The sequence below is a fragment of the Promicromonospora sp. NPDC057138 genome, from assembly GCF_042670845.1.
GTDB lineage: Bacteria > Actinomycetota > Actinomycetes > Actinomycetales > Cellulomonadaceae > Promicromonospora.
The window spans coordinates 19,943-40,120 of record NZ_JBHUUX010000031.1 but is presented as its reverse complement, the minus strand read 5'-3'; the positions used below and the strand labels follow the sequence as shown (position 1 = coordinate 40,120).

16 protein-coding genes are annotated in these 20,178 nt (G+C 72.9%); 13 read left to right on the top strand and 3 right to left on the bottom strand.

The genetic code is table 11. The features are described from left to right. Positions 1-51: 51 nt before the first annotated feature. Positions 52-867, bottom strand: a complete 816-nt coding sequence (locus ACFT2C_RS17240) for a hydrolase (RefSeq protein ID WP_377208293.1) — start codon at positions 865-867, stop codon at positions 52-54. Positions 868-1,031: 164 nt separating this feature from the next. Between ACFT2C_RS17240 and ACFT2C_RS17235 the strand changes: the two genes are divergently transcribed. Both ACFT2C_RS17235 and ACFT2C_RS17230 read left to right on the top strand, forming a co-directional pair. After that, complete coding sequence (locus ACFT2C_RS17235) at positions 1,032-2,681, top strand: sensor histidine kinase (RefSeq protein ID WP_377208292.1); 1,650 nt, start codon at positions 1,032-1,034, stop codon at positions 2,679-2,681. Further along, entirely contained in the window at positions 2,678-3,388 is a 711-nt protein-coding gene (locus ACFT2C_RS17230; protein WP_377208291.1) for a response regulator, read from the top strand. The genes ACFT2C_RS17235 and ACFT2C_RS17230 overlap by 4 nt, the downstream gene beginning before the upstream one ends. 275 nt (positions 3,389-3,663) lie before the next feature. Here ACFT2C_RS17230 and ACFT2C_RS17225 read toward each other — a convergent pair whose 3' ends face one another. Then, complete coding sequence (locus tag ACFT2C_RS17225) at positions 3,664-4,377, bottom strand: hypothetical protein (protein ID WP_377208290.1); 714 nt, start codon at positions 4,375-4,377, stop codon at positions 3,664-3,666. Between the two features lie 376 nt (positions 4,378-4,753). Here ACFT2C_RS17225 and ACFT2C_RS17220 point away from each other — a divergent pair, with 376 nt between their 5' ends. The 9 genes from ACFT2C_RS17220 to ACFT2C_RS17180 all read left to right on the top strand — a co-directional run bounded on the left by ACFT2C_RS17220 (position 4,754) and on the right by ACFT2C_RS17180 (position 17,346). Next, positions 4,754-5,653 (top strand): ABC transporter ATP-binding protein, encoded by a 900-nt coding sequence (locus ACFT2C_RS17220; protein WP_377208289.1) that lies wholly within the window; start codon positions 4,754-4,756, stop codon positions 5,651-5,653. 41 nt (positions 5,654-5,694) lie between these two features. Further along, positions 5,695-6,936 carry an ABC transporter permease gene (locus ACFT2C_RS17215; RefSeq protein ID WP_377208288.1) on the top strand — a complete coding sequence of 414 codons (1,242 nt, stop codon included), beginning with the start codon at positions 5,695-5,697 and terminating at the stop codon, positions 6,934-6,936. After that, complete coding sequence (locus tag ACFT2C_RS17210; protein WP_377208287.1) at positions 6,933-8,684, top strand: PQQ-binding-like beta-propeller repeat protein; 1,752 nt, start codon at positions 6,933-6,935, stop codon at positions 8,682-8,684. Before ACFT2C_RS17215 ends, ACFT2C_RS17210 begins: the two co-directional genes overlap by 4 nt. 72 nt (positions 8,685-8,756) lie before the next feature. Continuing rightward, positions 8,757-10,361, top strand: a complete 1,605-nt coding sequence (locus ACFT2C_RS17205) for a PQQ-binding-like beta-propeller repeat protein (RefSeq protein WP_377208286.1) — start codon at positions 8,757-8,759, stop codon at positions 10,359-10,361. A gap of 65 nt (positions 10,362-10,426) precedes the next feature. Then, positions 10,427-12,070: a PQQ-binding-like beta-propeller repeat protein gene (locus ACFT2C_RS17200; protein ID WP_377208285.1), complete on the top strand. Its 1,644-nt coding sequence runs from the start codon at positions 10,427-10,429 to the stop codon at positions 12,068-12,070. Between the two features lie 52 nt (positions 12,071-12,122). Next, positions 12,123-13,796 carry a PQQ-binding-like beta-propeller repeat protein gene (locus tag ACFT2C_RS17195; RefSeq protein ID WP_377208284.1) on the top strand — a complete coding sequence of 558 codons (1,674 nt, stop codon included), beginning with the start codon at positions 12,123-12,125 and terminating at the stop codon, positions 13,794-13,796. Positions 13,797-13,862: 66 nt separating this feature from the next. Beyond that, positions 13,863-15,539, top strand: coding sequence for a hypothetical protein (locus tag ACFT2C_RS17190; protein WP_377208283.1), 1,677 nt, complete (start codon positions 13,863-13,865; stop codon positions 15,537-15,539). A gap of 51 nt (positions 15,540-15,590) precedes the next feature. Then, positions 15,591-16,376 carry a deoxyribonuclease IV gene (locus ACFT2C_RS17185; RefSeq protein ID WP_377208282.1) on the top strand — a complete coding sequence of 262 codons (786 nt, stop codon included), beginning with the start codon at positions 15,591-15,593 and terminating at the stop codon, positions 16,374-16,376. 106 nt (positions 16,377-16,482) lie between these two features. After that, on the top strand, positions 16,483-17,346 hold the full coding sequence (locus ACFT2C_RS17180; RefSeq protein WP_377208281.1) for an NAD-dependent epimerase/dehydratase family protein: 864 nt from the start codon (positions 16,483-16,485) through the stop codon (positions 17,344-17,346). 75 nt (positions 17,347-17,421) lie between these two features. Here the strand turns inward: ACFT2C_RS17180 and ACFT2C_RS17175 are convergent, their stop codons facing one another. After that, positions 17,422-18,000: a TetR/AcrR family transcriptional regulator gene (locus ACFT2C_RS17175; RefSeq protein WP_377208280.1), complete on the bottom strand. Its 579-nt coding sequence runs from the start codon at positions 17,998-18,000 to the stop codon at positions 17,422-17,424. 150 nt (positions 18,001-18,150) lie between these two features. On the opposite strand from ACFT2C_RS17175, the gene ACFT2C_RS17170 reads away from it, so the two are divergent. Then, positions 18,151-18,714, top strand: coding sequence for a hypothetical protein (locus ACFT2C_RS17170; RefSeq protein ID WP_377208279.1), 564 nt, complete (start codon positions 18,151-18,153; stop codon positions 18,712-18,714). Position 18,715: 1 nt separating this feature from the next. Then, positions 18,716-20,161 carry a dihydrolipoyl dehydrogenase family protein gene (locus ACFT2C_RS17165; RefSeq protein ID WP_377208278.1) on the top strand — a complete coding sequence of 482 codons (1,446 nt, stop codon included), beginning with the start codon at positions 18,716-18,718 and terminating at the stop codon, positions 20,159-20,161. Positions 20,162-20,178: the final 17 nt, after the last annotated feature.

The following is a 20,178-nucleotide window of genomic DNA, read 5'->3' as shown; positions in this document are numbered from 1 at the left end:
TTGCGGCTAAAAGGGACGCGTAGTCGCAACGATCCCGCCCACAACTGGGTCTTACGTGAGGTGGTCGTAGGCGCCGCTCGTCCAGGCCGCGTGGCGCTCCGCGGAGCGCAGCACGACCTCCCGCGCGTCGGTCGGGATGATGCCCCGGAAGTTGTTGTAGAGCCGGTCGAACTCGAACCTCGCGACGTGGCGCGCGACCCGCTGGACCACGGCCCCTGACAGCGGGATCCGGTTGGGGTAGCTGCGCATGAAGGACACCGACGTGCGGTCCGGGTTCGCGAAGATCGTGTCGCCGCTCAGCAGCACGCCCTTCCCCGCCGCGCCGGACGCCCAGTACGCCACCGAGGAGCCCGGGAAGTGCCCGCCGGGCTGGCTCAGCGTCACGCCGGGCAGGACCTCGCGGTCGCCCTTCCACAGCTCGACGGCGTCGTCGGACCGGGCCAGCCAGCCGGCGTCCGGCTCGCTGACCAGGATCGGGACGCCGCCCAGCCGGCGGCTCCACTCGACCTGCACCCCGTACATGTGCGGGTGGCTCGCCACGATGAACGCGAGCCCGCCGAGGTCCCGGACGGCGGCGACGGCGTCGTCGTCGACGTACCCTAGGACGTCGAACATGAGGTTCCCCTGCACCGTCCGGACGATCTTCGCGGTAGGCCCGATGCCGACGTCGGGCACGGTGTCGAGGGCGAACAGGTCGGGCTCCAGCTCCTCGACCGAGATGCGCTCCCCCTCGGCGGCGAGCTCCTCCAGCGTGGTCCAGTGCTGCCCGTCGTCGGGCACCCACTGACGCTCGTCGGCGCAGATGGCGCAGACGTCGGGCCGGGACTCGTGCTCCACGCCGCACGTGCGGCAGATCCAGAACGTCATGCGACAGCTTCCCTTCGTCGGGCTGGTGCTTTCGTCACCATGCGACAGCGGGCCGGTGGTGTCCAGCAATCTCCGCGGCCCGCGAAAAGTTTCCGGCGATCCGGAGTGGCAGTCTCCATCTTCAGGCGGAAGCGGTCTCGGCCGCGGGTTCCTAGGGTGGGGGCATGGTCGATGCTCCATCCCCGCCCGACGTCCGGCAGCCCGAGGTCCGGCAGCCCGAGGTCCGGCAGCCCGACGTCGGGCAGCCCGACGTCGGGCAGCCCGACGTCGGGCAGTCCGACGTCGGGCAGTCCGACGTCCGGCAGCCCGACGGCGCGCCGGCCGCGGCGCCCCGGTCCGCCGAGGGCGTCGTCGGCCGCGTGCTCGACTGGTTCGGCGTCGACTCCGACTGGGAACGGGTGCCCGCGGGCCGTGACGCCTACCGCAGGGATCTGCTGCTGGGTGCGTGCTTCGCGGTGTTCGCCGCGGTCTCGGTCGAGCTCGGCCGCAGCATGGGCTTCTTCGAGGGCACGGACGAGCCCCTGTGGCTGATCATCCTGCTCGCCGTGGTGAGCACCGTCCCGCTGGCATGGCGCCGTCGCTACCCGCTGGTGTCCCTCGCGCTCGTGTACGGGATCTGGCTCGGCCTCGGCCTCACGATCGGCGGGATCACCGCGCTCATGCCGATGCAGGTCATGTACTTCGTCGCGCTGTTCACTGCCGTGGCCTGGGCGCGGGACCGGCGGGCGATGCTCGTGGTGGTCGGCGCCTGCGTGCTGGTGATGTTCGCGTGGCTCATCTGGATGTTCGCGGTGCGGAAGGGCATGGAGACGCTCTTCGAGGAGTTCCCGACCCCCGCGGACTGGCCCGGCACTGTCGAGCCGTACCTCGCGAGCGCCGTCTACCAGTTCGTCGTGAACATCGCGTTCTTCGGCGGCGCGGTCGTGGCGGGCCAGATGCAGTGGAACGCGGCCCGCCGCCGGGAGCAGCTCGCCGATCAGGCGGTCACCATCGAGAGGCAGGCGGCGGCACTCACGGACCAGGCCATCGTGGCCGAGCGGGTGCGCATCGCGCGCGAGCTGCACGACGTCGTCGCGCACCACGTGTCGGTGATCGGGATCCAGGCGGCCGCCGCGCGCCGGGTCCTGAACCGCGACCCGGCCCTGGCTGCGGAGGCGCTCGCGACCATCGAGCGCGAGTCGCGCGAGGGCGTCGCGCAGATGCGCAACCTGGTCGGCACGCTCCGCTCGGTGCCCGACGGCGGTGCCCCGGGCCCGCTGACCGGATCCGACGGCGCCTCCCGGGCGCCCGAGCCAGGGCTCGCCGACCTGCCGGCCCTCACCGCCGCCGACCACGACGGCCTCGACACCACGTTCCGCCAGGTCGAGGAGCCGCTGGGCGCCGCGGCCGACGTCCCCGACCCGATGGGTCTCAGCCTCTACCGCACCGCCCAGGAGGCCATGGCGAACGTGCGCAAGCACTCGACCGCCCGCTCGGCGACGGTCACGCTCCGCGTCGTGCGCGGCCCGGCGACGTCGGAGGGGCGCCAGTTCGCGCACGGCTTCGCCGAGGTGGAGGTGCTCGACGACGGGCGCCCGCGCCGCGGGACGTCGGGCTCCGGGCTCGGGCTGCTCGGGATCCGGGAACGCGCGGCGACCCATCAGGGCGTGGTCGAGATCGGGCCGCGTGCCACCGGCGGGTTCCGGGTCAGGATGCGGCTGCCGCTGCCCGCGCCGGATCCGGTCTCCTTGTCTCAGCCGGACCATGCGGCGGTGGGCCGTCCGGCTGACCCGGCCCGGACGAGGCCCGCCCCCCGCTCGGAGGTGTCCGGATGACGCGCGTGCTGCTGGTAGACGACCAGGCGCTGGTGCGTTCCGGCTTCTCTCTCATCCTCTCGGTGGAGGACGACCTCGACGTGGTCGGCGAGGCCGGCGACGGCGCCGCCGCGATCGAGCTGACGCGCGAGCTGCGGCCCGACGTCGTGCTCATGGACGTCCAGATGCCTGTCATGGACGGCATCGAGGCCACGCGCCGGATCGTCGCGGAGGATCTGGCGAAGGTGCTGGTGCTGACGACGTTCGACCACGACGAGTACGTGTTCGACGGGCTCGCGGCCGGGGCGTCCGGGTTTCTGCTGAAGAACTCGGACGCGGAACACCTCGTCGAGGCGGTGCGGACGGTGGCGGCCGGGCACGCGCTGCTCGCTCCGCAGATCACGCGACGGGTGATCGAGCAGATGGTGGCGGGGGAACGGCACTCGTCGGCCGAGCGGCACTCGCTGGTCGAGCAGCACTCGCTGGTCGAGCCTGTCGAGACCCGGTCCGCTCAGGTGCCTGCCCCGGACGGCCTCGCCCTCCTCACGCCACGCGAGCGTGAGGTCTTCGAGCTGGTGGGCACCGGGCTGTCGAACGCGGAGATCGCCGCGACCCTGTACCTCGGCGAGGCGACGGTGAAGACCCACGTCTCGAACGTGCTGTCCAAGCTGCACCTGCGCGACCGGGTCCAGGCGGTGGTGCTCGCGCACCGGCTGGGCCTCGTCTGAGCAGGTGATGTCACCGATCGTCGACATCTCGCCCGGGTGTCACCGATCGTTGACATGCCGACTGTCGTACGACTTCGGTCGTTTGATTCGAGATCGGTCCAACGAAGGACCTCGAAGCAGTCGACCGATCTCGAAACCGGATCCCCGAGGCGCGGCACATTGCGTGGGGTGAATTTATGAGGTCAGCCAGAGAATGAAGAAGAAGCGGGGCTCGAATGCGTGCCCCGCTTCTCTTGTGTCCGCGTAGGAGTACCGGCCTGAATCGGAGAACCCGACTATTCGGCGGTTTCCGTCGAATTGCTCGGCGAAGGCTCGGGCGACGGCTCCGTTGAGGGTTCCTCGGACGGTTCCGTGGACGGTTCCTCGGTCGGCTCCGGCGTCGGCTCCGTGGTCGGCTCCTCCGACGGCGGAGCCGTGGGTTCCTCCGTCGGCGGGTCGGTGGGCTCGTCCGACGGCGGGTCGCTCGGCTCCGGCGTGGGCGTCGGGGTGGGAGTCGGAGTCGGAGTCGGCGTGGGCGTCGGGTCCGGAGACGGCGTCGTCGGAGTGGGCCGGGGCGTCTGCGCGGGCGGCTGGGTGGGCCGCGGCGTCGGCTTGGCCGACGGCGTCGTCGGGCTGCCGGGCCCAGTCCCCTGGCCGAAATCGATGCCCGGCAGGGGAGCCACGGTGAACTCGGCGGCCGGCTCGCCGGCGTCGGCCATGTGCCTGGGGACGTAGTCGGACCTGGGCGCCGGCGTGTACGTGAAGGGGTTCTTCCTCGGCTCGGGCTTCGAGTGCACGTCGACCGTGCCGTTCTCACCTGGCCCGGGCGTGGCCTCGCGCTTCAGCATCATGGGCGGCAGGCCCTGCAGCGAGCCGGGCGTGGCCGACCCGGCCGACGTCTCCCGGTCCTGCTCATGCTGTCCCGGCGGCTGTACCGCTACGGCACCCACGATGCCGGCCGTCAGCACGAAGGCCGCGGCTGTTCCAGTGACGATCAAACGGTTGCGCACGCTTAGCTCCCCCTGCGGGTTCAGATACTGCCTTGTGCCCTCTGTCGCGACGTTTCGGTCTCCGTGCACCGAACCGCGAGAGATCCTCCGGAGGGCAGTGCTCATTTCTCCGTGGACGGGCTGTCAGACCATTCAGCGCCGCTTTGGTTCTTGCGACGTTCCGGACGGGACAATACGTGGCAGAACGCCATCGGCAACCGGAACCTGTAATACCAGGTCACGTCACCTTGGTCGGCAGAATGTCAGGAGATCGGCAACTCGAAATGCCGACCTTGTGACATTCCGCCGACCACCCGGCCGGCGCCCGTCGGGAGGCGGAGCCGGTTCAGCCTCGCGGCGGATCCCTGGGCGCCGTCGGGCACCTAGCGTGACTGCCATGAGCGATCTGGAGGTGCGGGACCTGACCCGCGTGTTCGTGTCGGGTGGCACACCCCTGCGGGCGGTGGACGGCGTGAGCTTCACAGCGTCGTCGGGCCTGCTCACGGGGTTCGTGGGGGGCAACGGCGCGGGGAAGACGACAACCATGCGGATGGTCATGGGGGTCCTGGCGATCACGAGCGGCGAGGTGCGGTTCGCCGGGGAGCCGGTCACCCGGCACGACCGCCGCGAGTTCGGGTACATGCCCGAGGAGCGCGGCCTCTACCCGAAGCAGCCGGTGCTGGACCAGCTCGTCTACCTGGCGCGGCTGCGAGGCATCGCCGCGTCGGTGGCGCGCCGCGAGGTGCTGGAGCACCTCGACCGGCTGGGGCTCGCCGACCGGGCGAAGGAGCACGTGGAGAAGCTGTCGCTCGGCAACCAGCAGCGCGTACAGATCGTCGCGGCGGTCATGGGACAGCCCAAGGCGCTCGTCCTGGACGAGCCGTTCAGCGGCCTCGACCCGGCCGCCGTCGACGCCATGGCCGACCTGCTGCGCGAGCACACGCGGCGCGGGGTGCCCGTGCTGTTCAGCTCGCACCAGCTCGATCTCGTCCAGCGCCTGTGCGAGCGGCTGGTCATCCTCGGCACGGGCAAGGTCCTCGCGAACGGCACCCCCGACGAGCTGCGCGCCCAGGGCGTGACGCGGCACCGGCTGGTCCTGGCGGGCGACGCGGGCTTCGTCCGCGGCGTGCCGGGCGTCCTGGCCGTGGACGTGGACGGCCCGTCCGCGCTGGTCGAGGTGCACGACGACGCCGCGGCCACCCGCCTCCTGTCCGCCGCCCTGGAGCGGGGCACGGTCCACGAGTTCTCCCCCGTACGGCCGACGCTGGCCCAGATCTACCGCGAGGTGACCGCGTGAGCCGGAGCGGAGCCGCAGGCTCACGGGGACCAGGACACGGCATGAGCGAGAAAGGAGACGGCGTGCGCAACGCCTGGATGGTCGTGGCGACCCGCGAGATCGTGGTGCGGGCGCTCAACAAGGGATTCCTGATCGGCCTCGCGGTGACCATCGCGATGATCGGCGGGCTGGTCGGCTTCACGTCCTACATGGACAGCCGCACCCAGTCGTTCGACGTGGCGGTGGTCGCTGGGGACGAGTCGGCGGCGACCGCGCTGGAGTCCGCGGCCGACGGGCGGGACGCCGCGGCGTCCGACGACCGGGTCGAGCTGACCGTGGTGCGCGTGGACGACGCGGCGGCGGCCCGGGCCGCCCTCGAGGACGAGACCGCCGACGCGTGGCTCAGCTCGGGCGCCGACGCGACCAGCGCGACCGGCACCGACGGCTGGACCCTGTCCGGCTGGCGCGAGCCCGACACGGACCTCGCCGCGCTGATCGAGACCACGGTGCGCGACCAGGTCCTGGCCGGCCGGGCGGCCGACGCCGGGACCAGCATGAATGACCTGACCGCGGGCAGCGAGGTCGAGACCGGACGGCTCGACGGCAACCCGGTGGACCCGCAAGTCGTGTTCGTGGCCGGGTTCGTGCTCGCGTTCCTGTTCTTCATGGGCGCCGTCGGGTCGGGCGCGATGATCGCGGGCAGCGTGATCGAGGAGAAGCAGTCCCGGCTCGTCGAGATCATCGCGACCGCCGTGCCGCTGCGGCAGCTCCTGGCGGGCAAGATCATCGGCAGCTCGGCGATCGCGCTGGGGCAGAACCTGCTGCTCGCCGCCGTCGGGCTCATCGGGGTCTCGTTCACCGGCCTCTCGGCGATCCTGCCCGCGATGACGGCCACCATGCTGTGGTTCGTCGTCTTCTTCACCGTCGGGTTCGTCGCGGTGGCGGCCCTCTACGCCGTCGCGGGCTCGCTGGCGTCGCGCACCGAGGACCTCCAGTACACGACCAGCCCCCTGATGATGCTGCTCATGGCCGTGTACATCGTGACGTTCTCGGCCGACGGCGTCCTGGAGCGCGTGCTGTCCTACATCCCGCCGGCATCGATCGTGTCGATGCCGGTACGGGTGCTGAACGGGGACGCCCTCTGGTGGGAGCCGCTCGTGTCGCTCCTCGTCCTGGTGGCGGCGACGTTCGGGGCCGTGCTCCTCAGCGAGCGCGCGTATCGCGGGGCGCTCATGCAGACCGGCGGCCGGGTCACGTGGAGGACGGCCATGGCCGGGGAGCGGGGCACTACCCTCGGGGCGTGACCGAACGCACCCAGCACGACGAAACCGGGCCCGGGACACCCGATCCCGAGAAGGTGCACACCTTCGACCTCATCGACGAGGTGCCCGGTGTGTCGGACGCCGGGACGGGCCCGGACGGCGACGGCACCGACGCGCCCGGCCCCGAGGCCGGCCCGGCCGAGGAGCCCGCGCCCCGCGCGCCCGGCCGGGTCGCGGTGGCGCTCGCGGGCGCCCGCTCCGGCGTCGTGCGGACGGCGCGGCGCGGGGTGGCGGCCGTCCGACGGCGGCTGCCCGCGACGCGTCGCGGCAAGGCGCTGCTGGCCGGCGGGGTGGCGGCCGTCGTCGTGCTCGCCGTGGCGGCCGGGGTGCTGGTGGACGCGCAGCTCCGGCAGCAGGCGCTCCTCGCCACCCCGGGCGGCGTGCGGAGCTTGGAGGAGAAGCCCGCCGAGCAGTGGTCGATCGACCTCGACGACCCGATCTCGGCGACCCTGGTCCCGATGCCGGGTGTGCTCGCGGTCGCCGGCGACGGGAAGGTCCGCGGCATCGACCCCGAGTCGGGCGAGGTGCGGTGGACGGTCGACGTCGGGGACGACCCGGACTGCGGTCCGGTGGCGGGCCTCGGCATCTACGGCCCGGGGGCCGTGGAGCCGGCGGACCCGTTGATCTGCGTCAGCACGTCCGGGGCGGGCACGCAGGACGTCACGGTGATCGACCCGGACGGCGCCGCGAAGACCCGCGAGGCCGACCCGGACACCGTGGTCGTCCCGGCCTCCGCGGGCGGCCTGGTCAGCTTCGAGCTGACGGGCGGCGACCAGGAGCGGCGGCCCGTCGTGGTCGACAAGCTGGGCGTGCCCCACCTCCCGAAGGGCTTCGTCGGGCCGGACCTCGTGGTCCGCGTCGAGGACGCCAGGACCGGTGCGGAGCGCTGGAGCGAGACGGTCCCGTTCGCCGCCCCGCGTCCCGAGAGCTGCGTCAGCTATGACCAGAACGAGCCGACGCTCGACGTCCGCGGGCTCGACTGGGACGTGCGCGACGCCGTCGTCGAGGTGCAGGGCTGCGGCGTCTCGGCGGCGTTCCTGCGCGACGGCACCCGGCTCGACGACCCGAAGGACCCCGACGACCCGCCGGCCAACGGCATGGACATGGCGTCGTTCGCCCCGCTGCCCGACGGCGGCTGGGTCGCGCCGGGCACCGAGTCGACAGAGTCCGGCGTCCCCAACGACGTGGTGCACCTGCCGGACGGCGGGACCGTCACGCTCGGCGGCCAGGTCCTCGTCCCGTGGGCCTCGGACGGCCGTGACCCGGGGCTGGTGCTGGAGCGGGTCGGCGCGCAGACGGAGGCCAGGTCCACCGACGGCGACGACGCCGGCGCGCGGCTCTGGACCGCCCCCCGGCTCGCGACGACGGCGCTGCTGGCCCAGGTCTCCGGCACCGCCGTCGTCGTGGACGAGGAGGGCGCGGTACGCGCCATCGACGTCGGCACGGGCGCCGACCGCTGGACGCTCGACCCGAAGGTCCTCTCGCTCGGCGGCATGGCCTGGGTCGCGCAGTCGATGGTCTTCGGTGCCTACACCGACGGCGACACCCTGCTCCTGCCCGTGTCAGCCGGCCCCGACGGCGAGGCGTCCGGACTGCGGCTGCTCGCCGTGGACCTGAGCGACGGCTCGGTGCGCTGGGAGATCGAGCAGGAGACCCCGTACACCCAGCTCGTCGCCGTCGACGGGTACCTCGCGCAGATCACGCAGCAGGGGGTCGTGGGCCTCGGCTGAGCCTGGCTCGTCGGCGGGCGCCGACGGCAGGGCGTCCCCCGAGCCCGCAGGTCACGCGGGTAGGCTCCCGCCATGCCGCGGCCGGACAATGAGGAATCCGTAGTCTTCGACCTGGTCGAGGACAACGGGCCGGGTGATGCGCCCGACGCCGGTTTCGACACCGACCCCGACGCCGCCGGACCGCGCCCCGCGCTCCTGTCCCGGCTGCCGAGGCCGTCGCGGCGCACCTGGATGATCGCGGCCGCGGTGGTCGCCGCGGTGGCGGTGACGGGGGTCTCGGTCGACCTGGTGCGGGACCATCGCCGGGCGGAGCTGATGCGCACCTCGTCGATCGGGGTCGCGTCGCTCGCCGGTCCGCCCGAGGAGACCTGGACGGTGCCGTTCGACGTGCCCGCCGGACAGGACTCGGGCATGAGCCGGGACCCGGAGATGGTGGTCATGGACGGGCTGCTGGTGCTGCCGCCGGCGAGCACGCAGGACTACCCGGTCGACTCCCCGGGCGCGATGTTCGCGGCTCTGCCCGGGTTCACGGGCATCGTGGCGATCGACCCGGGCTCGGGCGAGGTGGCGTGGCGGGTCCCCGTGGAGGAGAACCCGGTGTGCGGCCCGGCGGGTTATGACGCGTCGGTGTCGGCCGAGGTGCTGGTGTGCGTGCACGGCCCCGCGGACGCGCGGGAGGTGCTGGCGATCGCGCCGGACGGCACCACCCGGTCCCGGCCCGCCGACCTGGCTGAGGGCGAGCAGGTGTTTCCCGCGCCGGACGGCATGGTCGTGCGCACCGTGCGGACCGGAGACCCGATCGGGCACATCGCGTGCGACGAGTCGGGGAACTGCCCGCCCCGGAGCCTCGACGAGGGCCGCAGCCTGCTCGTCACCGCCGAGGACGCCGGGACGGGCGCCGAACGCTGGACCAGCACCGTCGAGTTCGACCCGACGTTCTCGGACAGCTGCCTGATGCTTCCCGAGGGTGTCGCCTCGTCGTCGGACGACCCGGTGACCGACCCGGACCTGACCACGGTCGACGTGGGAGCGGAGAGCGTCACGGTCGGCGGGTGCGGCGTCTCGGCCACGCTGTCGGCGGACGGGGTACGCCTGGACCTGGCCGCCGATGCGACGTCCCAGGCCTGGGTGACAGAGCTGGGCTCCGGCCGCTTCGCGGTGCAGGGCCTCGCCCGGGAGACCGTCGTCGTGGATGCCGCCGGGAACCCGCTGCAGACCCTGGACGGCTGGGCGCAGTCCGGCGTGACCTCGCCCGACGCTCCCGACGACCTGTGGTTCGTCACCCAGCCGTCGGGCAGCGGGGTCTCCGCCGTGCGCGAGGACGGGTCGGTGGCCTGGACGGAACAGCACGGGACGCGCGTGACGCTCGCGGGCCGGGACGTCGTCGTCGTGGACCGTGGGAAGCGGCTCGTGGGCCTGGACCGCGCCACCGGCGCCGAGCTCTGGACCTGGACCAACGACGACCCGCGCGGCCTGGCCAACTTCCGGACGCTCACCGACGGCGAGACGGCGGCGGTGCAGTACCTGCCGAATGACGGCACGGCAAAGGGCGTCCTGGTCGCGCTCGACCTGGCCACGGGCGAGGAGCTCTGGGACGTACCGACGGCGGGTACCGCCGTCGCCGTCGACGGGCACCTCGTCGAGTTCACCTCGACCGCCGTGCGGGGCCTGGGGTGACAGGGCCTCGGGTGACATAGCCGGGACGGGCTGAACCGCGCGGTTGCCGGCACTACGCTCGCCGCATGGCGCGCGACCCGGACGAGGGCGACGCGTTCGTCTTCGACCTGGTCGACGGCGACGCGCCCGCCGGCGACGCGCCGCCGGGCCCGGACGGACCGGGCAGCCCGGCCGTCCCCGGCCGCAGGCGGCGCCTCACGGCCCAGGTCGCGGCGGTCCTGGCGATAGTGCTCGGCACGGCCATCGGCGTCGACGGCGCGCTGGACCACGTGCGGATGGAGCGGATGCGCGACCTCCCTGGGGGCGTGGCCGACCTGTCGTCGCCGCTGGCGCAGACCTGGGCGTGGAGCGGCGCCGTCGGCCCGGGCGAGAGCACCACCGACGTGGCGGTGCTCGGCGACGTGCTGGCGGTGGAGTCCGACGACGGGCTGGTGGCGCTGGACCCGCACACGGGCGAGGTGGCATGGACCGTCCCGCTGCGCGACGACGCCGACTGCGGTCCGATGGTCCCCGCGACCTGGCCCGACCCGGCGACACCGTCGCTGGTGTGCCTCCAGGGAACCGGCGGCGACCGCGAGGTCGTCGCGGTGGGACCCGACGGCCCGACGTCGGCCCCGCGACTCCTCGACGCCGCGGACGCGCGCCGGTACGGGGTGGCCCACACGGGCCCCGACGGGACGGTGCTGCGCGCGAGACGGGTGGGGCCGCTGTCCGACGTCGACGTGGGCGACGCCGTGTGCACCAGCGCGGGCGAGTGCACCGGGACCGTCGCGGAGGGCCGGGACCTCGTGCTCCGGGCCGAGGACGCGGCGACCGGCGAGGAACGCTGGACCGTGACCGTCCCGTTCCGGGCGGTGGACGCCACGCAGTGCACCCGCACGTTCGGCGCGTCCTGGGGCAGCTCGGAGACCCGCCTGGTGATCAGCGGCCAGCTCGCCCCCGACGCGTTCGGCGCGCGGATCACCGCCGATCTCGTCGACCTGACCGGCTGCGGTATCCAGGCCGCCGTCACGCCGGACGGGACGGTGCTCGGCGCCGAGCTCGAACCGGGCAAGGGCAGGGTGAGGAGCCTCGGCGGGGGCGAGTATGCGGCCACGAGCTTCGAGGGCCTGCCCCGCGCCACCCTGTACGCGGCCGACGGCGGCGTCATCGGCGAGATCACCGGGTACCCGCTCGATGCCCGGGCCACCGACGAGTCCGAGCCGGAGACGGTGCTCGGGGTGGACGAGACCGGGCGGCGGCTGCGTGCCTACGCCGTGGACGGCACGCCGAGCTGGGACATCACGCTGCAGTCGGGCGGACAGGACTTCCTCGCGCAGGTGGGCGACACGGTGGTGGTCACGACAGGGGCCGGCGGCGTCCGCGGCCTGGACCGCGCCACGGGCGAGGAGCGGTGGGCCTGGGACGGCTCGGACCCGTCGGAGGACGACGACGTCGAGTATTTCGGGAGCGTCCACGTGGCCCAGGCCTTCACCGACGGGGAGGTCCTGCTGCTGCTGACGGAGGGCGGCGCCGGCGGCACGCAGGGCCTGGTGGCGCTCGACGCGAGCTCGGGCGCGGAGGTCTGGGTCCGCGCCGGCGGCGGGCCTGTCACCTCGTTCGACCCGACCGACCGGGGCCTGGTCGAGCAGGGGGTCGTCGGGGGCCTGGTGGCCGTGGACGGGAACCTGCTGGAAGTCACCCCACGCGGGGTCCGGGGCCTCGGATGAAACGGTGACCGGCCAGATGAAACGGTGACCGGCCAGGCATACGCTCGATCGTATGGCACGGGATCCGGACGAGGGTGGTCCGTTGGTCTTCGACCTCGTCGATAACGACGCGGCCGGTCTCGACGCGCCGCGCCCCCCGTCCGGTGTGGAGGGCGCCGGTGACCCCGGCGATCCGGGCGACGACGAGCCCGAGCCCGGCGAGGCGCCGTCCGGCGGCCGGAGTCGGACGCTGTGGTTGCTCGTTCCGGTCGCGGCGGTCCTGGCGATCGGGCTGGGCACGGGTTTCGCGGTCGACAGCGTGCGGGACGGCGCGCGGACGGAGCGGATGCGGGACGTCTACGGCGGCGTCGTCGACGTGACCGAGCCGCTCGACGAGATCTGGGCGTGGGCCGGCTCCGTGGGCACGTTCGGGGCCATGGAACAAGGGCGATGGAACGAGGTGGCCGTGCTGGGCGATCGGCTCGCGTTCCAGTCGGGCGGCGACCTGGTGGCGCTGGACCCCGCCACGGGCGACGAGGCGTGGCGGCTCGGGCTCGGCGAGGACCCGGACTGCGGGCCGCAGGGCTTGGCGGGCTGGAGCGAGGTCGTGACGGCGCGACTGGTCTGCCTGGCGGGCGACGCCGACCGCGTCGCCAGGGTGGTCGGGCCGGACGGCGCCGTCTCCGCGGAACGCACCCTCGAGGCTGCGGACCTGCGCCGGTACGGGGTTGCCCGCCCCGGTCCGGACGGGACGGTGCTGCGCGCCAAGCGGGTGGGGCCCGAGCCGCCGGCGGGCGCGAACCACGTCGGGTGCATCAACCCTGGCGAGTGCACCGGCACGGTAGAGGCCGGCCGGGGCCTGCGGCTCCGGGCCGAGGACGCGGCCACCGGCGAGGAGCGTTGGAGCCTGACCGTCCCGTTCCGGTCCACGCGCGCCGACCAGTGCACCAACTGGTACGCCACGTCCTGGGACCGGTCGAGCAACGTGGTGGGCATGGACTACATGATCGACGCCGAGGGCTTCGGCGCACGGATCACCGGCGACCTGGTGCAGCTCTACGGCTGCGGTATCGAGGCCGCCGTCACCCAGGGCGGGGTGCTGCTCGGCACGGAGATCGAGCCGGGCACGGGCGGCGTGGAGAGCCTCCGCACCGGCGGGTACGCCGGATACAACTTCGACGGTGGGATGGGGGCCACCCTCTACGCGGCCGACGGTGGCGTGGTCGGCGAGATCGACGGGTACGTCCTCCAGCCCACCGCGACGGACGGCGTGGGACAGGACACGCTCCTCGCCTCGGGGTTGTCGGGCGCGCGGCTGCGGGCCTACGCGCCGGACGGCACACCGCGCTGGGACGTCGCGGTGTCGGCGGACGCCCAGCTGTTCCTGGCGCAGACGGGCGGGTCGGCGATCGTCCAGACCGCGGCCGGAAAGGTGCGCGGGCTGGACCTCGCGACGGGCGCCGAGCGGTGGACCTGGGATCCGTCAGCGCCCGAGGACGGGTTCCCCAGCGACGTGTACGTCTCCCGCGCCTTCACCGACGGGCAGTCCGTGCTGCTGGTCATCGAGACCTCGTACGGCGGCAGGGGGCTGGTAGCGCTCGACGCGGTCTCCGGCGAGGTGGCCTGGGAGCGGCTCGTGCCCGACGGGAGCGCCGACCAAAGCCCTCCCCGGCGCAGCGCCGGGCTGGTCGCCGTGGACGGTCACCTGCTGGAGGTCGCGCCGGACGGCGTCCGCGGGCTGGGGTGAGCCCGGCGTCGGTGTCGGCGGCGGTTATGGAGGAAACGCGCACCGGCGCGGCATACCCTCAGCCGCATGGCGCGTGATTCGGGCGAGGGTGGTTCGTTCGTCTTCGACCTGGTCGACGACGGGGGCGGGGACGTGCCTTCCTCGCTGGGGCCTGATGCGGCGTCGGAGTACGACCCGGACGGCGCTGGGCCGGACGACGTCGGCCCGGATGCGGGTGGTCCCGCGCCGCGGGGCGTGCTGGGCCTGCGCACGCTCGCGCCGGTCGCCGCGGTGCTGGCGATCGCGCTGGGCACAGGCTTCGCCGTCGACGGCATGCGGGACGCCGCGCGGATCGAGCGGATCCGCGAGGCGCCCGGTGGCGTCGTGGACGTGTCCGCGCCGCTCGAGAAGCTCTGGACGTGGGAGGGGCCCGTCAGTTCCGAGGACTCCATGGGGTGGTTCGCGGTAGCCGAGCTCGAGGGTGTGCTGGCATTCCAGGCGGAGGATGAGCTGATCGGGCTGGACCCGGCGTCGGGCGAGCAAGTCTGGTCCATGCCGCTCGGCGAGGATGCGGAGTGCGGACCGCTCGGATACCCGGGTGGGAGGGGGCCGGCGACATCGGGCCTGGTCTGCCTCCAGGGTGCCGGGGCGGCGCGCGAGGCCATCACGGTGGGGCGGGGCGGCGCGGCGTCGGAGCCCCGGAGACTCGACGCGGCAGATGGCCGCCGCTACGGGACCGCGCATCCTGGCCCGGACGGGACGGTGCTGCGTGCCCGGCGGATCGGCCCCGAGTCGGCGATCGACGTGGGAGACGCCCGGTGCACCGAGGCGACGGGGGAATGCAGCGGGAGCGTCGAGGCCGGCCGGGACCTCCAGCTCCGCGCGGAGGATGCGACCACCGGCGAGGAGCGCTGGCGCGTGACGATCCCGTTCCGGGCGACGGCCGCCCAGGAGTGCACCCCCTGGTACGGCAACCCGTGGGACGGATGGGAGTACGTCTCCGCCGACGAGGCACTCGCTCCCGACGCCTTCGGTGCGCAGATCGGGACCGGGCTCATCGACCTGTGGGGCTGTGGCATCTGGGCCGCCATCACCCCCGACGGCACCCTGCTGAGGGCGGACGGCGTGCCAGGGCTGGCCAGGGTGGTCAGCCTCGGCGACGTCCGGGATGCCGGGCGCATGACGACCATCACCGCGATGGAGTCCGACGGCCCGCCGAACACCACGCTGTACAGGCCCGACGGCGGCGTCGTCGGCGAGATTCCCGGGTATGTGCGTGCTCCGCAGGCCACCGACGAGCCCGACGCGCTGACCCTGCTCGCGTCCGACGAGTCCGGATTTCGCCTGAGCTCCTATGCGGTGGACGGGACAGAGCGCTGGGACGTCGACGTCGCGGACGGCTCCCCGGAGTTCCTCGCGCAGGTGGCCGGGATCGCGGTGACTGCCACCTGGACCGGGAGCGTCCGCGGTTTCGATCTCGCTACCGGCGCGGAGCGGTGGTCATGGGACACCGGCGAGACTGGCGACCCCTCCTACGGGAACGCGTACGCGGGTCAAGCCTTTACCGACGGCCAGTTCGTGCTTCTCGTGCTGCAGAGCGAGTCCGGCACGCTATGGCTGGCGTCGCTCGACGCCACGTCGGGAGAGCTCGTCTGGGACGGAAGCATCGCGGACGCCATCAGCGTGGGGCAGGACGCGGCGCTGCTCTCGGTCGGCGGCCACCTGCTGGCTATGTCGCCCGCAGGTATCAGCGGGCTGGGCTGACGCCGTCGTCCGCCGTCGTGCGTGTCAGTGGGGCGTCCTAGGGTGGGGGCCATGGTGAAGATCGGCGCGCACGTGGACCTGACCGACGCGATCGGTGCGGCGAAGACGCTCGGCGCGGACACGGTGCAGGTGTTCCTCAGCGACCCGCAGGCATGGAAGGTCCCGGAGCTCCCGTACGAGGGTGGCGCGGAGGCGCTCCGGGCCGACGCCGGCGCGGCCGGCGTGGACCTGTACGTGCACGCGCCGTACGTGATCAACGTGGCGTCGACCAACAACCGCATCCGCATCCCGAGCCGCAAGCTGCTGCAGCAGATCATGGACGGCGCCGGAGCGATCGGGGCCAAGGGCGTGGTGGTGCACGGCGGGCACGTGACCGCCAACGACGAGCCGGCCAAGGGCTTCGACAACTGGCGCAAGGCCATCGACGCCCTGGAGACCGACGTCCCCGTGCTCATCGAGAACACGGCCGGCGGCGACTACTCCATGGCCCGCCGCCTGGAGCGGATCGAGGAGCTGTGGGCGGCCGTGACCACGGCGAACGGCGGCGACAACGTCGGGTTCACGCTCGACACGTGCCACGCCTGGGCGGGCGGGTTCGACCTCGCGACGGCCGTCGACGAGATCCGCGCGATCACTGGCCGCATCGACCTGGTGCACGCCAACGACTCGCGCGACGTCGCCGGGTCGGGCGCCGACCGGCACATCCACTTCGGCGAGGGCCAGATCCCCGAGGAACTGCTGGTGGGCGTGATCGCGGCGGCGGAGGCCCCGGTCATCTGCGAGACCAAGGGCGACATGGCGCCGGACATCGCCTGGCTGCGCGAGCGCTTGGGCTGACGTCCGGCGGCGCCGGTCAGGCGTTCACTGCGTGACCAAACGGGGATTCGACCTGCGACCGTTCGGGGATTCGAGCCCGTCGCGACCACCTGGCAAGATCGGACGCATGGCAACGACGCAGCGGGTAGTGGTCACCGGAGCGAGCGGGAAGCTCGGCCAGTTCGTGGTGGAGCACCTGGTGGACTCGGGCTACCACGTGGTCTCGACGGATCGGGTGGCGCCCCCGGCGGGCAGCCCGGGCAACTTCACGATCGCGGATCTGACCGACCTCGGCCAGGTGATCGAGCTGCTGTCGGGCGTGGACGAGGGACAGGCGGCCGACGCCGTCGTGCACCTGTCCGCGATCCCCGCACCCGGCCTGGCAACCAATGCCGCGACGTTCCGCAACAACGTGCCCAGCACGTACAACGTGCTGCGGGCAGCCCAGGTGGTCGGCATCCGGAACGTGGTGACGGCGTCGTCCGAGACGGTGCTGGGCCTGCCGTTCGACGTGCCGCCGCCGTACATCCCGGTGGACGAGGATTACGACGTGCTGCCGCAGTCGACCTACTCGCTCGGCAAGTCGCTCGAGGAGGAGATGGGCAAGCACTTCACGCGCTGGGACCCGGAGCTGAAGGTCGCGGCGCTGAGGTTCTCGAACGTGATGCGTCCGAGCGACTACGCCCAGTTCCCGTCCTGGCAGGACGACGCCACGGCTCGGCGCTGGAACCTCTGGGGTTACATCGACGGGCGCGACGGCGCGCAGGCGGTGCGCCGTGCGCTGGAGGCGGACTTCACGGGGTTCGAGGCGTTCGTGATCGCCAACGAGGACACCGTGATGCGGCGCGACTCTGCCGATCTCGCAGCCGAGGTGTTCCCCGGCGTCCCGCTCAAGCGTGCGCTCCAGGGCCGGGAGACGCTCCTGAGCATCGACAAGGCCCGCCGCATCCTCGGCTACGCCCCGGAACACCACTGGCAGGACAACCTCTGACCCGTTTGTTGTGGGCGTGATCGTTGCGCCTAGAACGGACGCGTAGCCGCAACGATCGCGCTCACAACCAACCAGCTACTGGCGGGCCGCGCTGCGGATGACGGCCTGGCAGCTGCGCAGGAACGACGCCGCGATCCTGACGGGGTCCCCGAGGTAGCCGGCGACCATGATCCCGTCGCGGAGCAGCATCAGGTCCTCGGCGACCGCGCCGGGATCGGCTAGCTCGAGCGGTGCGACGAGCCGCTCGAACGCGCTCGCCCACCAGGCGCGGTGCGCGTCGACGACCTTGCGGACGGTGCTGTCCGGGTCGGGGTACTCGGCGGCGGCGTTGATGAACGGGCACCCGCGGAAGCCGGGAGTGCACGCCGCCTTCCCGGTGTGGTCGGCCATCAGGCGCAACGAGACATCGACGTCGCCGTCACCGTGGGCGATGGCCGCGTCGACGCCGTTCCGCTCCTGCTCGGCGCGGAACTCGAGGTACGCGACGATCAGGTCGTCCTTGCTCTGGAAGTGGCGGTAGAACGTCACCTTCGTCGTGCCGGCGCGATCGATGACCTTGTCCACGCTCACGGCCCGCAGCCCCTGCGCGTAGAACAGCTCGTTCGCCGCCTCGATCAGGCGTTCTCGCATGGACCCTTGCACGGTCGCGATCATACGTGGCTCCTCTCAACGCTCCCCTTGCGCCTGACGGCCGTCGCTGTGTACTGTCGCGGCAGGTGGAGTTACTAGTCATTCTACCTAGACGTGCTGCCGCTGGGAAGGATGAACCGCCCCTCAGCCGCGGCCCGACCGAAAGGAACTCGCATGTCCACCACCACCGCGGAATCATCCGCAGTAGACACCGCAACCTCGCTCCGGAACCTGTACTTCGTCCGCTTCGGATTCGCCATCCTCTGGGCGGCCGGGATGTTCGTCGTCGGTAAGAGCCTGGGCCCGGTCACGATCGCGCTGCTGGTGCTGTACCCGCTGTTCGACGTCGCCGCGGCGATCGTCGACTTCCGGTCCTCGAAGACCGCGCGCCCCACCGTCGGCCTGTACTTCAACATGGCGCTGAGCCTGCTCACCGCCATCGGGCTGGCCGTGGCAATGACCTCGGGCATCCCCGCGGTGCTGCGCGTCTGGGGCGTCTGGGCGATCACCGCCGGCGCCGTGCAGCTCATCGTCGCCATCAGCCGCTACCGGCTCGGCGGCCAGTGGGCCATGATCCTCAGCGGCGGAATCTCTGTGCTCGCCGGCTCGAACTTCATCCTCACCGCCGGCACGCCCAAGGGGATGCTGGCCGCGGTCGCCGGGTACGCCGTGCTGGGCGGCATCTTCTTCCTCGTCTCCGCGCTGCGCCTGCACCGCGTCGCCAAGAAGGGCCGCTGACATGACCGAGAACACCTTCGACGTCGTAGTCATCGGCGCGGGCCCGGTCGGCGAGAACGTCGCCGACGGCGCCGTCAAGGGCGGCCTCACCGTGGCGATAGTGGAGAGCGAGCTGGTCGGCGGGGAGTGCTCCTACTGGGCCTGCATGCCGACCAAGGCCCTCCTGCGGGACGCCGCCGCGTTGCGCGCGGTCCGGAGCCTGCCCGGCGCGAACGCAGCCGTGACGGGAGAGCTGGACGCGTCCGCCGTCCTGCACCGCCGCGATGCCTTCGCCTCGCACTGGCACGACGACGGCCAGGTCTCCTGGCTGGAGAGCGCCGGCATCACCCTGCTGCGCGGCGTCGGACGGATCGGCGCCGCACGCACGGTCGAGGTGACGGACGCCGACGGGTACACGACGATGCTCAACGCGCGGCACGCCGTGGTCATCGCCACCGGCAGCAGCGCCCGGATCCCGCAGATCCCCGGGCTGGCCGACGCCGCACCGTGGACCAGCCGGGAGGCCGCGGCCGCCCAGACCGTCCCCGGACGGCTGGCGATCGTCGGCGGCGGCGTCGTCGGGACCGAGATGGCCACCGCGTACGCCGCCCTGGGCTCGCAGGTCACGATGATCGCCCGCGACGGGCTGCTGCCGGCCGTGGAGTCGTTCGCGAGCGACCAGGTGGCCGAGTCGCTGAAGGCGCAGGGCGTGGCGCTGCACCTGATCACCCAGCCGTCGCGCATCGAGCGTGACGAGGCAGGGACCGTGCACATCACCCTCGCCGACGGCACGCTGCTGGACGCCGACGAGGTGCTGGTCGCCACCGGCCGCACGCCGAACACGAGCACGGTCGGCCTGGACCACGTCGGGCTCACCCCCGGGGACTGGCTGAGCGTCGACGACTCCCTGCGGGTCCTGGGCGGCGACGGCGTCCCCGTCGGCGACGGCTGGCTCTACGCGGCGGGCGACGTCAACCGGCGCGCGCTCCTGACGCACCAGGGCAAGTACCAGGCCAGGGCGCTGGGCGAGACGATCGTCGCCCGCGCCACGGGTGCCTCCGTCGACACCGCCCCGTGGGGCCGGCACGCGGCGACCGCCGACGAACGTGCGGTGCCGCAGGTGATCTTCACCGACCCGGAGATCGCGACGGTCGGCCACACCACCGCCTCCGCCCAGGCGGCCGGGCTGCGAGTCCGGTCCGTCGAGTACGACCTCGGCGCCGTCGCCGGCGCCTCCCTGCACGCCGACGGGTACACGGGCCGGGCGAGCATGATCGTCGACGAGGACCGGAAGGTGCTGGTCGGCTTCACCGTCGTCGGCCCCGACGTTGCCGAGCTGCTCCACGCCGCGACGGTCGCCATCACCGCGGAGGTGCCGATCGACCGGCTGTGGCACGCCGTCCCCGCCTACCCCACCATCAGCGAGATCTGGCTCCGCCTCCTGGAGACCTACGGGCGGCCCGCCTGAAGCCCCTTGGTTGTGGG